The sequence below is a fragment of the Pseudomonas sp. BNK-45 genome (assembly GCF_047456255.1).
Classification (GTDB): Bacteria; Pseudomonadota; Gammaproteobacteria; order Pseudomonadales; family Pseudomonadaceae; genus Aquipseudomonas.
The window spans coordinates 6,296,309-6,310,885 of record NZ_CP179909.1 but is presented as its reverse complement, the minus strand read 5'-3'; the positions used below and the strand labels follow the sequence as shown (position 1 = coordinate 6,310,885).

General features: G+C 61.7%; 12 protein-coding genes. 9 read left to right on the top strand and 3 right to left on the bottom strand.

Annotated elements, in window-relative coordinates; translation table 11 throughout:
* Positions 1 to 160 precede the first annotated feature (160 nt).
* Complete coding sequence (locus ACMGG8_RS28695; protein WP_060837758.1) at positions 161 to 1,807, top strand: Na+/H+ antiporter; 1,647 nt, start codon at positions 161 to 163, stop codon at positions 1,805 to 1,807.
* A 72-nt stretch (positions 1,808 to 1,879) separates the two neighbouring features.
* Here the strand turns inward: ACMGG8_RS28695 and dapC are convergent, their stop codons facing one another.
* Genes dapC through map form a run of 3 tightly spaced genes read right to left on the bottom strand, consistent with a single transcriptional unit; the run spans position 1,880 to position 6,651 of the window.
* Entirely contained in the window at positions 1,880 to 3,079 is a 1,200-nt protein-coding gene (gene dapC / locus ACMGG8_RS28690; RefSeq protein WP_060837759.1) for a succinyldiaminopimelate transaminase, read from the bottom strand.
* Between the two features lie 38 nt (positions 3,080 to 3,117).
* Positions 3,118 to 5,820: a [protein-PII] uridylyltransferase gene (locus ACMGG8_RS28685; RefSeq protein WP_060842600.1), complete on the bottom strand. Its 2,703-nt coding sequence runs from the start codon at positions 5,818 to 5,820 to the stop codon at positions 3,118 to 3,120.
* Between the two features lie 48 nt (positions 5,821 to 5,868).
* The gene (gene map, locus ACMGG8_RS28680) at positions 5,869 to 6,651 is read right to left on the bottom strand and encodes a type I methionyl aminopeptidase (RefSeq protein WP_047302039.1); all 783 of its coding nucleotides are present in this window, start codon (positions 6,649 to 6,651) and stop codon (positions 5,869 to 5,871) included.
* Between the two features lie 407 nt (positions 6,652 to 7,058).
* On the opposite strand from map, the gene rpsB reads away from it, so the two are divergent.
* The 8 genes from rpsB (at position 7,059) to rseP (ending at position 14,537) form a co-directional block, all read left to right on the top strand.
* The gene (gene rpsB, locus ACMGG8_RS28675) at positions 7,059 to 7,796 is read left to right on the top strand and encodes a 30S ribosomal protein S2 (protein ID WP_011059524.1); all 738 of its coding nucleotides are present in this window, start codon (positions 7,059 to 7,061) and stop codon (positions 7,794 to 7,796) included.
* A 203-nt stretch (positions 7,797 to 7,999) separates the two neighbouring features.
* Positions 8,000 to 8,866: a translation elongation factor Ts gene (tsf, locus tag ACMGG8_RS28670; RefSeq protein ID WP_060837761.1), complete on the top strand. Its 867-nt coding sequence runs from the start codon at positions 8,000 to 8,002 to the stop codon at positions 8,864 to 8,866.
* Positions 8,867 to 9,074: 208 nt separating this feature from the next.
* Positions 9,075 to 9,818 (top strand): UMP kinase, encoded by a 744-nt coding sequence (gene pyrH / locus ACMGG8_RS28665; RefSeq protein WP_011059526.1) that lies wholly within the window; start codon positions 9,075 to 9,077, stop codon positions 9,816 to 9,818.
* Complete coding sequence (frr, locus tag ACMGG8_RS28660) at positions 9,815 to 10,372, top strand: ribosome recycling factor (RefSeq protein ID WP_011059527.1); 558 nt, start codon at positions 9,815 to 9,817, stop codon at positions 10,370 to 10,372. Before pyrH ends, frr begins: the two co-directional genes overlap by 4 nt.
* Before the next feature lie 15 nt (positions 10,373 to 10,387).
* Entirely contained in the window at positions 10,388 to 11,143 is a 756-nt protein-coding gene (gene uppS, locus ACMGG8_RS28655) for a polyprenyl diphosphate synthase (protein WP_047302041.1), read from the top strand.
* Positions 11,143 to 11,949 carry a phosphatidate cytidylyltransferase gene (locus tag ACMGG8_RS28650; RefSeq protein ID WP_060837762.1) on the top strand — a complete coding sequence of 269 codons (807 nt, stop codon included), beginning with the start codon at positions 11,143 to 11,145 and terminating at the stop codon, positions 11,947 to 11,949. The genes uppS and ACMGG8_RS28650 overlap by 1 nt, the downstream gene beginning before the upstream one ends.
* Positions 11,946 to 13,136, top strand: coding sequence for a 1-deoxy-D-xylulose-5-phosphate reductoisomerase (ispC, locus tag ACMGG8_RS28645; protein ID WP_060837763.1), 1,191 nt, complete (start codon positions 11,946 to 11,948; stop codon positions 13,134 to 13,136). Before ACMGG8_RS28650 ends, ispC begins: the two co-directional genes overlap by 4 nt.
* A 48-nt stretch (positions 13,137 to 13,184) precedes the next feature.
* Entirely contained in the window at positions 13,185 to 14,537 is a 1,353-nt protein-coding gene (gene rseP / locus ACMGG8_RS28640; RefSeq protein WP_414158842.1) for a sigma E protease regulator RseP, read from the top strand.
* The last annotated feature ends 40 nt before the right edge of the window (positions 14,538 to 14,577 follow it).

Here is a 14,577-nt window from a genome sequence, read left to right as displayed (position 1 = left end):
GAAATCGGCTTTGTCGCAGGTTGTTGCGTGGCAGGGTGCGGGGCTTGCGACTTATGTGCAGCGGTCAGCGCCAAGTTTAAGCGGCTAATATGGCACTTCGTCGGCGATTCTCAGCTGAGATGCGTACGATTTTTCCTGTTGAGCCTTGGATTTTCGCTTTATGCAAACCGCCTATACCGTCCTCATCCTGCTGATGCTGGTGAGTCTTTCGCGACTGGTCGGACGGGTGATTCCGCTGCCCTTGCCCTTGCTGCAGATTGTCGCCGGCGCCTTGCTGGCCTGGCCGACCCTGGGATTGCACGTCGCCCTGGACCCGGAGCTGTTCCTGTTCCTGTTTCTGCCGCCGCTGCTGTTTTCCGATGGCTGGCGCATGCCCAAGCGCGAATTCTGGCGTCTGCGGGGACCGATTCTGACCCTGGCGGTGGGTTTGGTGCTGTTTACCGTGGTCGGTGCCGGCTACTTCATTCACTGGCTGTTGCCGACCATTCCTCTGCCGGTGGCTTTTGCCTTGGCGGCCGTGCTGTCGCCCACCGACGCCGTGGCGGTGTCGGCGATTTCCCAGAATCGCCTGCCGACCCCGCTGATGCACATGCTCCAGGGCGAGGCCCTGATGAACGACGCTTCGGGCCTGGTGACCTTCAAGTTCGCCCTGGTGGCGGCCGTGACCGGGGTGTTTTCCCTGGCCAATGCCAGCCTGACCTTTGTTCTGGTAGCGGTGGGCGGGCTGGCGGTCGGCGTGGCCCTGAGCTGGTTGGTGGGGCGCCTGCGGGCCTGGATGATCGCCCGCGGCTGGGACGACCCGGCGACCCATGTGGTGTTCATGCTGCTGTTGCCGTTTGCCGCCTATGTGCTGGCCGAGCGCCTGGGGGCCTCGGGCATTCTCTCGGCGGTGGCGGCGGGGATGATGCAGAGCTGGCTCGACCTGCTGCCGCGCCAGACCAGCACCCGGCTGCTCAATCGCAGTGTCTGGTCGCTGCTGGAGTTTGCCTTCAACGGCCTGATTTTTCTGCTCTTGGGCCTGCAATTGCCGGACATCGTCAAGGCCGTGGTCAGTCACGAGACCTCGCTCTGGCCGACCCTGTTCTATCGCTGCCTGGATGTGCTGGCGATCTTCCTGGTGTTGTTGGTGTTGCGCTTTATCTGGGTGCAGAGTATCTGGCGTCTGTCCGGGCTGCTGCGGCGCTGGCGCGGCAAGGGCGAGCTGACCCTGGTGCCCACGGCGCGTTCCTGCTGGTTGCTGACCGTGGGTGGGGTACGTGGGGCAGTGACCTTGGCCGGTGTGATGTCGGTGCCTTTGTTCCTGGGCGCCGGGGAGGCATTTCCCGAGCGTGACCTGCTGATCTTTATCGCCGCCGGAGTGATTCTGCTGTCCCTGGTGGCGGCCTGCATTGCCCTGCCGCTGCTGTTGCGCGGCATTGTGAAGAGCCCCGACGACAAGCGCCGCGGGGAAGTGCGCGATGCCTGGCGCAAGACTGCCGAGGCAGCGATCCATGCCCTGGAAGCCGAGGAGGTGGCCGAAACCAGTGAGGTTCCGGACGCGGCGCAAGCGGCGCTGGCCACCGAGCTCAAGGGGCGCTTGATGGCTGAGTACCGGCATCAGTTGGAGGTCTACAACGACTCCGCCGAGGCCCAGGCCCTGGCCTTGCAGATGGACTTGCTGGAGCGCCGCCTGCGGCTCAAGGCCCTGCGTGCGCAACGGCTGGAGCTGTACCGCCTGAGCCGACATCACCAGATCGGTGACGATGTGCTGCGCGAGGTGTTGGCGGACCTGGATTTGAGCGAGGCGAATCTGGGGCTGGTGAAGTGAACGGATGACGCTTTTGCCGGCAAGCCGGCTCCTGCAGGGAGGGTGCAGGAGCCGGCTTGTCGACGAAGGGGCTCAGGCCCGACGCAACACGAAATCGCGAATCCGCTCGGCGGCTTCCACGCATTCCGCCAGCGGCGCGACCAGCGCCATGCGCACCCGTCCGGCACCCGGGTTGGTGCCGTCCACATCCCGCGACAGGTAGGAACCCGGGACCACGGTCACGTGTTCCTGCTCGAACAGGTCGCGGCAGAAGGCGGCGTCATCCCCGGCCACGTTCGGCCACAGGTAGAAGCTGCCGTCCGGGCGTTGTACGTCCATCACGGGGGCGAGGATCGCCAGCACCGCGTCGAACTTCTCGCGGTACAGCGCGCGGTTGGCGCGCACGTGCACTTCATCGTTCCAGGCGGCGACGCTGGCCAGTTGGGTCTGCACCGGCATGGCGCAGCCGTGGTAGGTGCGGTACAGCAGGAAACCCTTGAGGATCTCGGCGTCGCCGGCAACGAAGCCGGAGCGCAGGCCCGGCAGGTTGGAGCGCTTGGACAGGCTGTGGAACACCACGCAGCGCTTGAAGTCCTTGCGGCCCAGTTCGACACAGGCGCTGAGCAGGCCCGGCGGTGGGGTCTGCTCGTCGAAGTACAGCTCGCTGTAGCACTCGTCGGCGGCGATCACGAAGTCGTGTTCGTCGGCCAGGGCGATCAGTTTTTTCAGGGTGTCCAGCGGGATCAGCGCGCCGGTGGGGTTGCCCGGGGAGCACAGGAAGAGGATCTGGCAGCGCTGCCAGATCTCGGCCGGTACGGCGTCGAAATCCGGGTTGAAGCCGTTTTCATCCAGGCACGGCAGGTAGTGCGGCTTGGCTCCGGCGAGGAAGGCGGCGCCTTCGTAGATCTGATAGAAGGGGTTGGGACTGACCACCAGGGCGTCTTCGCCGCGGTTGACCACGGTCTGGGTGAAGGCGAACAGGGCTTCGCGGGTGCCGTTGACCGGCAATACGTTGCGCGCCGGGTCGATCCAGCCGGTCGGCACGCCGAAGCGGCGCTCGCACCAGGCACCAATCGCTTCACGCAGCGCCGGGATGCCCAGGGTGGTGGGGTAGACCGCCATCTGATCGAGGTTGCTGGCCAGGGCTTCGGCGACAAAGCTCGGCGAGCGGTGCTTGGGCTCGCCGATGGACAGGGCGATCGGGCGCTTGTCCGGGTTGGGCGTCACGGTGCCGAGCAGGGCCCGCAGCTTTTCGAACGGGTAAGGCTGCAACTGGTTCAGAGCGTTGTTCATCGGTGCGTTTTCTCACTCAAAGCGGCGGTTCAGACCTGTCAGATGCTCAGGCGGGTCGTTTCGATAGTCGGTTCGTGGCTGACACTCAACTGTTCGACGATCGCATCCTGCAAGCGGCTGCACAGCTGTGGGTCGGAAAGGGGCTGGTTGTGCGCATCGGTAATGAAGAACACGTCTTCCACGCGCTCGCCCAGGGTGGCGATCTTGGCATTCTGCAGCGACAGGTCGAACTCCAGGAAGATCTTGCCGATCCGCGCCAGCAGGCCCGGGCGGTCCGGGGCGCTGAGCTCGAGCACGGTCACCGGACGCTGGGCGTCGTTGTGGATGGTCACCTCGGGCTCGAAGGCAAAGTGCTTGAGCTGGCGCGGCACCCGGCGCTGGATGATGGTCGGGTAGTCGTCGGGGTTGCGCAGGGCGTCGGTCAGGCCCTTGCGGATCTGTTCGACCCGCTGCGGGTTGTTGCCGATCGACTCGCCGTCGTTGTCCAGGACGATGTAGGTGTCGAGGGTGAACTGGCTGCTGGAGGTGATGATGCGTGCGTCATGGATGTTCAGGTTGAGCTGGTCCATGGCGGCCACGGTCACCGCGAAGAAGTCGTGCTGGTCCGGGGCGTAGATGAAGATCTGGGTGCCGCCCTCGAACTCGCGCTGGGTGATTTCCTTGATCAGCACCAACGGGCCGCCGTCCGCCGGCTGCTGGAGGATCGCGTCGCTGTGCCAGGCCACATCGCCGGCGGTGTGGCGCAGGAAGTAGTCGTCGCCCAGTTGCGACCAGAGTTGTTCCACTTCGTCCGGGTCGGTGCCGTTGCGCACCAGGATGTCCAGGGCGGCGCTCTGGGTCTGGCGGATCTGCTCTTCGCGGTCCACCGGGTTTTCCAGGCCGCGGCGCAGGGCGCGCTTGGTTTCGGTGTAGAGCTGGCGCAGCAGGCTGGCGCGCCAGGAGTTCCACAGGGTCGGGTTGGTGGCGTAGATGTCGGCGACCGTGAGTACGTAGAGGTAGTCGAGGCGGGTCTGGTCGACCACGGTCTGGGCGAAATCGTGGATCACCTGCGGGTCGGACAGGTCCTTGCGCTGGGCGGTGGTGGACATCACCAGATGGTTCTGCACCAGCCAGACGATCAGCCGGGTGTCCCATAAAGGCAGTTGGTGACGCACACAGAAGGCTTCGGCATCCACCGCGCCAATCTCCGAGTGGTCGCCGTGGCGGCCCTTGCCGATGTCGTGATACAGGCCGGCCAGGTAGATCAGCTCGGGCTTGGGCAGCTTGCCCATGAGCTTGCTGGCCAGGGGGAATTTCTCGGAGATCGGCGTGTACTGCATCTTGCGCAGGTGCTTGATCAGATTCAGCGTGTGGGCGTCCACGGTATAGATGTGGAACAGGTCGTGCTGCATCTGTCCGACGATGAAGCCGAACTCCGGCAGGTAGCGTCCGAGGATGCCGTAGCGGTTCATCCGCCGCAGGTTGCGGTGGATGCCGATCTCGCACTTGAACAGCTCGATGAACAGGCTGGTGTTGCGGATGTCGTGGCGGAAGTCGTCGTCGATCAGGTGCCGGTGTTCGCGCAGCAGGCGGATGGTGTCGGCGCGCACGCCCTTGATCTCCGGGTGCTGGGCCATCAGCACGAAGATCTCCAGCATGGCGAACGGGGTGCGCTTGAACACGTTGTCGTTGATCGCCTCGATATAGCCGTCATGCAGCTGGAAGCGGGCGTTGATCGGCTGCGGCGGGGCTTCGTCCTCGGGGGCGAGGATCACTTCCTCGAAGTGCTGGATGATCAGGTCGCTCAACTGGGCGATGCTCATCACCACCCGGTAGTACTGCTGCATGAAGCTTTCTATCGACTGCTTGACGTCTTCACCGCTGAACCCCAGCAGCTCGGCGATGGAGCGCTGGTGGTCCAGCAGCAGGCGGTCTTCGGCGCGCCCGGCAAGCATGTGCAGGGCGTAGCGGACCTTCCACAGGAATTCCTGGGAGGAGGCCAGCAGGGCGTTTTCGCTTTCCACCAGGAAGCCTTCGCCGGCCAGGGCTCGCAGGTTCAGGGTGCCGTATTGGCGCCGGGCCACCCAGAGAATGGTCTGGATATCCCGCAGGCCGCCGGGGGAGCCTTTGACGTTGGGCTCCAGGTTGTATTCGGTGTCGTTGTACTTGTGGTGACGGGCCTTCTGTTCGGCGCGCTTGGCCAGGAAGAAGTCCTTGCTCGGCCACATGTGTGCGGTGCTGGTGACGTCCAGCATGCGCTGGCGCAGGTGCTCGGGCCCGGCGATGGTGCGGCTTTCCATCAGGTTGGTGATCACCGTCAGGTCGGCCCGGGCCTCCTCGGCGCACTCGTCCACCGAACGCACGCTTTGTCCGACTTCCAGGCCAATGTCCCAGAGCAGGGTGAGGAAGCGTTCGATGGAGTCGCGAAAGATCTCGTGATCGGCGTTGTCCAGGAGGATCAGCAGATCGATGTCGGAGTAGGGGTGAAGCTCGCCGCGGCCGTAGCCGCCGACCGCCACCAGGGCGATGTCGGCCTCGGTGCTCCAGTTGAACTGGTCCCAGGCCTTTTGCAGGATGTTATCGATGAACCAGGCGCGGTCCTCGATCAGCCGGCGGATTTCCCGTCCGCTGCGAAAGCGGTTGTCGAGCACTTCCCGTGCCTGGCGGATGGCTTTCTTGAAGGCGGCGATGGGGCTGGCCTTCAGTGCCAGTTCCGCCTGGAACTGGCCACGGTCGAAGAGTTCGGGATCCACCTGCGGCATCGATTGGCTTTCCTTTCTATCTATAAGGTCGGGACGCGGCGTTGTGGATCAGGCAGATACCCGGGGGATGGTGTCATCGCTGCGCAGGGTGAAGATTTCGTAGCCGGTCTCGGTGACCAGCAGGGTGTGTTCCCACTGCGCCGAGAGCTTGCGGTCCTTGGTAATGGCGGTCCAGCCATCGCCCAGCACCTTGGTGTCGGCCTTGCCCTGGTTGATCATCGGCTCGATGGTGAAGGTCATGCCGGCCTTGAGTTCCATGCCGGTGCCGGCGCGGCCGTAGTGCAGGATCTGCGGCTCTTCGTGGAATACCTTGCCAATGCCGTGGCCGCAGAATTCGCGCACGACCGAGAAGCCGTTCTTTTCCGCGTGCTTCTGGATCACTTCGCCGATGTCGCCCAGGCGGCAGCCCGGCTTCACCAGTTCGATGGCCTTGTACATGCATTCCTGAGTGATCTGCGACAGGCGCTCGGCCCAGACCGGCACATTGCCGACGTGGAACATGCGGCTGGTGTCGCCGTGGTAGCCGTCCTTGATGACGGTTACGTCGATGTTCAGGGTGTCGCCATCCTTCAGCGGCTTCTCGTTGGGGATGCCGTGGCACACCACGTGGTTGATCGAGGTGCAGATGGACTTGGGAAAGCCCTTGTAGTTCAGCGGGGCCGGGATGGCGCCCTGCACGTTGACGATGTAGTCGTGGCAGATGCGGTCCAGTTCTTCGGTGGTGACCCCGGGTTTGACATGCTCGGCAATCATTTCCAGCACTTCGGCGGCCAGTTTGCCGGCGACACGCATTTTGGCGATGTCCTCGGGAGTTTTGAGGGTGACGGTCATACAGGCTCTCTTGACGCTCAGTGGCGCGATATACACGGAATGGCTTGAAAACCTGCCCCGGCAAGGCTGGCGCCGGGGTGGAAGCAGGAAGGTTTTCGGAAGCCGCAAAGGAGCGATTCTAACAGACGCTCAGCGCAAATCTGAGGTTCTGCTGGCGCTTGTCTCCATACAATGGTGCATTCTGGGCCGATTCCAGCAACAGGGCAAAAACTCCAAGGATCGGCGGATGTGAATCCGGGTTCCGTTTTGCCCCTCGCTGTGGTATAAAATGCGCCGCTTTCCGGGGATGCCCCGAAAAGCCCAAACCCACACACGTGTCGACACGATGACCTGGGTGCCCTCAGCGCAGGCTGTTGGTTGGTCATTGGGATACGTGGAGGCCTAACCCGACTTATTAAGGAACTATCATGTCCCAAGTCAACATGCGCGATATGCTGAAGGCCGGTGTGCACTTCGGTCACCAAACCCGTTACTGGAATCCGAAAATGGGCAAGTACATTTTCGGCGCGCGCAACAAGATTCACATCATCAACCTTGAAAAAACCCTGCCAATGTTCAACGAAGCTCTGACTTTCGTAGAGCGTCTGGCCCAGGGCAAAAACAAGATTCTGTTCGTCGGCACCAAGCGTTCCGCTGGCAAGATCGTTGCTGAAGAAGCAGCACGTTGCGGTTCGCCGTACGTCGATCACCGCTGGTTGGGCGGCATGCTGACCAACTACAAAACCATCCGTGCTTCCATCAAGCGTCTGCGTGACCTTGAAGTGCAAGCAGAAGACGGCACCTTCGCCAAGCTGACCAAGAAAGAGGCGCTGATGCGCACTCGCGATCTGGAAAAGCTGGATCGTTCCCTGGGTGGTATCAAGGACATGGGCGGCCTGCCTGACGCACTGTTCGTGATCGACGTTGATCACGAGCGCATCGCGATCACCGAAGCCAACAAGCTGGGCATCCCGGTCATCGGCGTTGTCGATACCAACAGCAGCCCGGAAGGCGTTGACTACATCATCCCAGGCAACGATGACGCCATTCGCGCCATCCAGCTGTACATGGGTTCGATGGCTGACGCTGTGATCCGTGGTCGCAACAACGTTGCTGGCGGCACCGAAGTGTTCGAAGAAGCAGCAGCACCGGCGGCTGAAGCCTGAGTAACTGACGCTTAGCGTTTACTCAGTACGCAAAAAGGGGGCTTGGCCCCCTTTTTGCCAACTCGAAAATCATTTCGTCGTCGCGCCCCGACAGATTCTGTAATCCGGGGCTGTTATGAAGTGAATTCGGGGCAGCGCCCAAGAATTGAACGCCCGTTCGATCGGGTGGAATGGTTGAAAACCTATCCAAGAGGATTTTGAAAATGGCAGAGATTACTGCAGCGTTGGTCAAAGAACTGCGCGAGCGTACCGGCGAAGGCATGATGGATTGCAAAAAGGCCTTGACCAAGGCCGGCGGCGACATCGAAAAAGCCATTGATGACATGCGTGCTTCCGGCGCCATCAAGGCTGCCAAGAAAGCAGGCAACGTGGCTGCTGAAGGCGCTATCGCCATCAAGGACGACGGTAAAGCCGCTGTCCTGCTGGAAGTGAACTCGCAGACCGACTTCCTGGCTCTGCAGGACGACTTCAAGGCATTCGTTGCTGCCAGCGTTGAAAAAGCGTTCGCTGACAAACTGACCGACGCCGCTCCGTTGATCGAAGCTCAAGAAGCCGACCGTCTGATCCTGGTGGGCAAGACCGGCGAGAACGTCAACATCCGTCGTCTGGCTCGCGTTGAAGGTGACGTGGTCGGTACTTACCTGCACGGTAACAAGATCGGTGTTGCGGTTGTCCTGAAGGGCGGTTCCGTTGACCTGGCCAAAGACATCGCCATGCACGTAGCGGCAAGCAACCCTGAGTTCCTGCTGCCTTCGCAAGTTTCCGCCGAAGCCATCGAGCGTGAAAAGGGCGTGTTCCTGCAGTTGAACGAAGACAAGATGAAAGGCAAGCCTGCCGAAATCGTCGAGAAGATGATCGCTGGCCGTATCAGCAAGTTCCTGGCTGAAGCCAGCCTGGTTGAGCAAGCCTTCGTCAAGGATCCAGAAATCACCGTAGGTGCTCTGGCCAAGAAAGGCGGCGCTGAAATCGTTTCCTTCACTCGTTTCGCCGTAGGCGAAGGCATCGAGAAGAAAGAAGACAACTTCGCTGAAGAAGTAGCTGCACAACTGGCTGCTGCCAAGCAACAGTAAGACGGTTTTTCAACTGTCGCCCAGAAGAGGCTGCCCGCTCACGCGCGCAGCCTCTTTTCAAATGGGCAGGGCAATTTTGTTGTGTGACCTCGGAACCGGTTTACAAAGTCGTGTTCTGATGGCGCTGTGACAGCGTCAAGCTAGAGTGAACGCAGGCTGAAAACAGCCCGCAAAGAATTTTTAAAATACGCCGCAGGAGAGATTCGCAATGGCTCAGCAGGGCAGTGGTTATCAAGCTCGCTATAAACGCATTCTACTCAAGCTTAGCGGCGAGGCCCTGATGGGCTCGGAAGAGTTCGGGATCGACCCCAAGGTGCTGGATCGCATGGCGCTGGAAGTCGGCCAACTGGTTGGCATCGGCGTCCAGGTAGGCCTGGTGATCGGTGGTGGCAACCTGTTCCGTGGCGCCGCATTGAGCGCTGCCGGGATGGATCGGGTCACGGGCGACCACATGGGCATGCTGGCCACTGTGATGAACGCCCTGGCCATGCGCGACGCTCTGGAACGTGCGAATATCTCGGCCATCGTGATGTCCGCCATTTCCATGGTGGGCGTGACCGATCACTATGACCGTCGCAAGGCCATGCGCCACCTGAACTCCAAAGAGGTGGTGATTTTCGCGGCCGGCACCGGCAACCCGTTCTTCACTACCGACTCCGCAGCCTGCCTGCGCGCCATCGAGATCGATGCCGATGTCGTGCTCAAGGCAACCAAGGTCGACGGTGTTTACACTGCAGACCCGTTCAAGGACCCGCATGCCGAGAAGTTCGATCATCTGACTTACGATGAAGTGCTGGATCGCAAGCTGGGAGTGATGGACCTGACGGCCATCTGCCTGTGCCGCGACCACAAGATGCCGCTGCGGGTATTCAACATGAACAAGCCCGGCGCCCTGCTGAATATCGTGCATGGTGGCGCTGAAGGAACCCTGATCGAGGAAGGCGAACAATGATCAACGAAATCAAGAAAGACGCCCAGGAGCGCATGAAAAAGTCCCTGGAATCGCTGGCGCATGCATTCGGCCAGATCCGTACCGGCAAGGCCCACCCGAGTATCCTGGGCAGCGTGATGGTGCCTTACTACGGTACCGACACGCCGTTGAGCGGCGTTGCCAACGTTACCGTGAAGGATTCCCAGACCCTGCAGGTCGTGCCATTCGAGCGCAACATGCTCGGCGCCATCGACAAGGCCATTGGCAGTGCCGGTCTCAACCTCAACCCGACCAACCTGGGCGAGCTGCTGCTGATCAAGATGGCGCCGCTGACCGAGGAAACCCGCAAGGGCTTCACCAAGCAGGCGCGCGCCGCGGCCGAAGATGCACGGGTTGCCGTGCGCAACATCCGTCGCGACGCCCTGGGCGAGTTGAAGAAACTGACCAAGGACAAGGAAATCAGCGAAGACGAAGAGCGTCGTGGCAGCGCCGAAATCGACAAGCTGATCAAGGACTTTGAAGCTCAGATCGCCAAGGCGACTGAGGAAAAAGAAAAGGACTTGATGGCCGTTTAAGGGTCAGGCGTTTTCATGGAAAAGACCAAGCAGTCCGTGTTGTCCTCGGTGCCGCGCCATGTCGCGATCATCATGGACGGAAATAACCGCTGGGCAAAAAAACGCTTTATGCCGGGTGTTGCCGGGCATAAAGCGGGTGTCGATGCCGTGCGTGCGGTGATCGAGGTGTGCGCTGAGGCCAAGGTCGAGGTGCTGACCCTGTTTGCCTTTTCCAGTGAAAACTGGCAGCGCCCGGCTGATGAAGTCAGCGCCTTGATGGACCTGTTCTTCAAGGCGTTGCGTCGTGAGGCCAAGCGCCTCAACGAGAACAACATCAGCTTGCGGATCATTGGCGATCGTTCGCGCTTCCATCCCGAGCTGCAGGCGGCGATGCGCGAGGCGGAAGCCATTACGGCCGGTCCCGATCGTTTCATCCTGCAGATTGCCGCCAACTATGGCGGGCAGTGGGACATCGCTCAGGCTGCCCAGCGCCTGGCGCGTGAGGTTCAGGCCGGTCATCTGCGCCCCGAGGACATCACGCCGGGTCTGTTGCAGACCTGCCTGGCAACCGGCGATCTGCCGTTGCCGGATTTGTGCATTCGTACCGGTGGCGAGCATCGCATCAGTAACTTCCTGTTGTGGCAACTGGCCTATGCCGAGTTGTATTTCTCCGACCTGTTCTGGCCGGACTTCAAACACGAAGCCATGCGCAATGCGCTGGCCGATTACGCATCTCGCCAGCGGCGCTTCGGTAAGACGAGCGAGCAGGTCGAGGCTGGAGCCCGGGTTTAATGCTTAAACAACGAATCATTACGGCACTGATCCTGCTGCCGATCGCTTTGTGCGGGTTTTTCCTGCTGGAAGGTTCGGGGTTTGCCCTGTTCATCGGTCTGGTGGTGAGCCTGGGAGCCTGGGAGTGGGCGCGCCTGGCCGGTTTCGAGGCGCAGCCGGCTCGGGTCGCCTTCGCCTTGGTGGTGGCGGCGATGTTGCTGCTCATGCACCTGGTGCCGGGCGTTGCTCCTTGGGTGCTGGGCGCTGCAGTGCTGTGGTGGGCGTTGGCGACCTTCCTGGTGCTGACTTATCCGCGTACCAGCGAGCACTGGTCGGGCGTCGCGCCCAAGCTGCTGATCGGTCTGTTGATCCTGTTGCCGGCCTGGCAGGGCCTGGTGTTCATCAAGCAGCTGCCACTGGGCAACTGGTTGATCATGTCGGTCATGGTGCTGGTGTGGGGCGCGGATATTGGCGCCTATTTCTCCGGCAAGGCTTTTGGCAAGCGCAAGCTGGCGCCTCAGGTCAGTCCTGGCAAGAGCTGGGAAGGTGTGTATGGCGGCCTGGCCTTGAGCCTGGTGATCACCGCGGTGGTCGGGCTGGTGCGTGACTGGAGTGCCGGGCAGATCCTGCTGGGGTTGCTGGGGGCGGCCATCGTGGTGTTTATTTCCGTGGTCGGTGATCTGACCGAGAGCATGTTCAAGCGTCAGTCGGGCATCAAGGACAGCAGCAACCTGTTGCCGGGCCATGGTGGCGTGCTCGATCGGATCGACAGCCTGACGGCGGCTATCCCGGTGTTTGCGGTACTGCTGTGGATGGCCGGACTGTGAGTGCTGTCCAGCAGGTAACGGTTCTGGGGGCTACGGGCTCCATAGGGCTGAGTACCTTGGACGTTATTGCCCGTCATCCGGATCGCTACCAGGTGTTTGCCCTCACCGGGTTCAGTCGCCTGGCCGAGTTGCTGGCATTGTGCATTCGCCACGTGCCGCGCTTTGCGGTGGTGCCGGAGGCGGCTGCCGCCAGTCGTTTGCAGGAAGAGCTGCGGGCTGCCGGTCTCTCGACCCGGGTTCTGGTGGGTGAGCAAGGTTTGTGTGACGTCGCGTCGGCGCCTGAGGTCGATGCGGTGATGGCGGCGATTGTCGGGGCGGCCGGTTTGCGTCCGACCCTGGCAGCCGTTGAGGCCGGCAAGAAAATTCTGCTGGCCAACAAGGAAGCATTGGTGATGTCCGGCGCGCTGTTCATGCAGGCGGTGGGCAAGAGTGGTTCGGTGCTGCTGCCCATCGACAGCGAGCACAATGCAATCTTCCAGTGCATGCCTGCCGACTTCTCCCGGGGGTTGGGGGCAATCGGGGTGCGACGGATTCTGCTGACAGCCTCGGGTGGTCCGTTCCGTCAGACGCCGCTGGCCGAGCTTGAGCGTGTCTCGCCCGAGCAGGCTTGTGCCCATCCGAACTGGTCCATGGGACGCAAGATCTCCGTGGACTCGGCGAGCATGATGAACAAGGGCCTGGAGCTGATCGAGGCCTGTTGGTTGTTCGATGCCAGGCCTTCACAGGTTGAAGTGGTGGTGCATCCCCAGAGCGTGATTCACTCCCTGGTGGATTATGTCGACGGTTCGGTGCTGGCGCAGTTGGGTAATCCCGATATGCGCACGCCGATCGCCAATGCCCTGGCCTGGCCGGAGCGTATCGACTCTGGTGTTGCGCCGCTGGATCTGTTTGCGATTGCCCGCCTGGACTTCGAAGCACCCGACGAGCAGCGGTTTCCTTGCCTGCGGCTGGCGCGTCAGGCTGCCGAGGCGGGAGGCAGTGCGCCGGCGATGCTCAATGCGGCCAACGAAGTGGCGGTTTCGGCGTTTCTCGAACGGCGCATCCGTTACCCGGAAATCGCGAGTATCATCGACGAAGTTTTAGTCCGTGAACCTGTGGTCGCAGTCAATGAACTCGATGCGGTGTTTGCGGCGGACGCCAAGGCCCGGAGCCTGGCGGAACAATGGTTGCAGCGTAACGGGCGATAGGATGCGCGACCGCGCGAGTGGCGGCGAACAGGATTGCGGAGAAAGTAGATGAGCGCGCTCTATATGATTGTCGGCACCCTGGTAGCCCTGGGCGTGCTGGTCACCTTCCACGAATTCGGCCACTTCTGGGTCGCCCGCCGCTGTGGCGTCAAGGTGCTGCGCTTCTCCGTAGGCTTCGGCATGCCGCTGCTGCGCTGGCACGATCGTCGTGGCACCGAGTTCGTGATCGCCGCCATTCCGCTGGGCGGCTACGTGAAAATGCTCGATGAGCGTGAAGGCGAAGTGGCCGTCGAGGAGCTGGATCAATCCTTCAATCGCAAGTCGGTTCGCCAGCGCATTGCCATTGTTGCCGCGGGGCCGATTGCCAACTTCCTCCTGGCGCTGGTGTTCTTCTGGGGTCTGGCGATGCTGGGCAGCCAGCAGGTGCGGCCGGTTATCGGTGATGTCGAGGCGGGCAGTATTGCGGCGCAGGCAGGCCTTGCTGCCGGTCAGGAAATCGTCGCCATCGACGGTGAGCCGACCACTGGCTGGGCAGCGGTCAACCTGCAGCTGGTGCGTCGTTTGGGTGAAAGTGGCGCGTTGCAGGTGTTGGTGCGCGAGCAGGGCGCGACTGTGGAGTCGCCCCGTCAGCTGGTACTGGACAAGTGGCTCAAGGGGGCTGATGAGCCGGACCCTATCCGCTCCCTGGGGATTCGCCCATGGCGGCCGGCGTTGCCGCCGGTGTTGGCCGAGCTGGACCCGAAAGGCCCGGCCCAGGCGGCTGGCCTGAAAAGCGGTGATCGTCTGTTGGCCCTTGATGGGCAGTCGCTCAATGACTGGCAGCAAGTGGTCGATTGGGTGCGGATGCATCCTGGCAGCAAGATTGTGCTGCAGGTGGAGCGCGATGGTGCTCAGATCGAGATCCCGGTGACTTTGGCCAGTCGCGGTGAAAGCAAGGCGCCCAGCGGTTATCTTGGGGCCGGGGTGAAGGCGGTAGACTGGCCGCCGGAGATGCTCCGCGAGGTCAGTTATGGTCCGCTGGAGGCCATTGGCGAAGGGGCCCGGCGGACCTGGACCATGAGCGTCCTGACCCTGGAATCACTGAAGAAAATGTTGTTCGGCGAGCTCTCGGTAAAAAACTTGAGTGGACCGATAACCATTGCTAAAGTGGCGGGCGCTTCTGCCCAGTCGGGCATTGCTGATTTCTTGAATTTCCTTGCTTATCTGAGTATTAGCCTGGGTGTTCTGAATTTGTTGCCCATCCCGGTACTGGATGGGGGGCATTTGTTGTTCTATCTGATCGAGTGGGCGCGTGGTCGTCCCTTGTCGGATCGGGTGCAAGGTTGGGGGATACAGATCGGTATCAGCTTGGTGGTCGGAGTCATGCTGCTTGCTCTGGTCAACGATCTGGGTCGTCTGTAACGCTTCGCTGAATTGCGAATCTGCCGCATTTTGCGGCAGT

Coding starts and splice junctions, on each gene's coding strand:
- ACMGG8_RS28695 (WP_060837758.1), top strand. CDS start 161: ATGCAAACCGCCTATACCGTCCTCATCCTGCTGATGCTGGTGAGTCTT.
- dapC (WP_060837759.1), bottom strand. CDS start 3,079: ATGAACAACGCTCTGAACCAGTTGCAGCCTTACCCGTTCGAAAAGCTG.
- ACMGG8_RS28685 (WP_060842600.1), bottom strand. CDS start 5,820: ATGCCGCAGGTGGATCCCGAACTCTTCGACCGTGGCCAGTTCCAGGCG.
- map (WP_047302039.1), bottom strand. CDS start 6,651: ATGACCGTCACCCTCAAAACTCCCGAGGACATCGCCAAAATGCGTGTC.
- rpsB (WP_011059524.1), top strand. CDS start 7,059: ATGTCCCAAGTCAACATGCGCGATATGCTGAAGGCCGGTGTGCACTTC.
- tsf (WP_060837761.1), top strand. CDS start 8,000: ATGGCAGAGATTACTGCAGCGTTGGTCAAAGAACTGCGCGAGCGTACC.
- pyrH (WP_011059526.1), top strand. CDS start 9,075: ATGGCTCAGCAGGGCAGTGGTTATCAAGCTCGCTATAAACGCATTCTA.
- frr (WP_011059527.1), top strand. CDS start 9,815: ATGATCAACGAAATCAAGAAAGACGCCCAGGAGCGCATGAAAAAGTCC.
- uppS (WP_047302041.1), top strand. CDS start 10,388: ATGGAAAAGACCAAGCAGTCCGTGTTGTCCTCGGTGCCGCGCCATGTC.
- ACMGG8_RS28650 (WP_060837762.1), top strand. CDS start 11,143: ATGCTTAAACAACGAATCATTACGGCACTGATCCTGCTGCCGATCGCT.
- rseP (WP_414158842.1), top strand. CDS start 13,185: ATGAGCGCGCTCTATATGATTGTCGGCACCCTGGTAGCCCTGGGCGTG.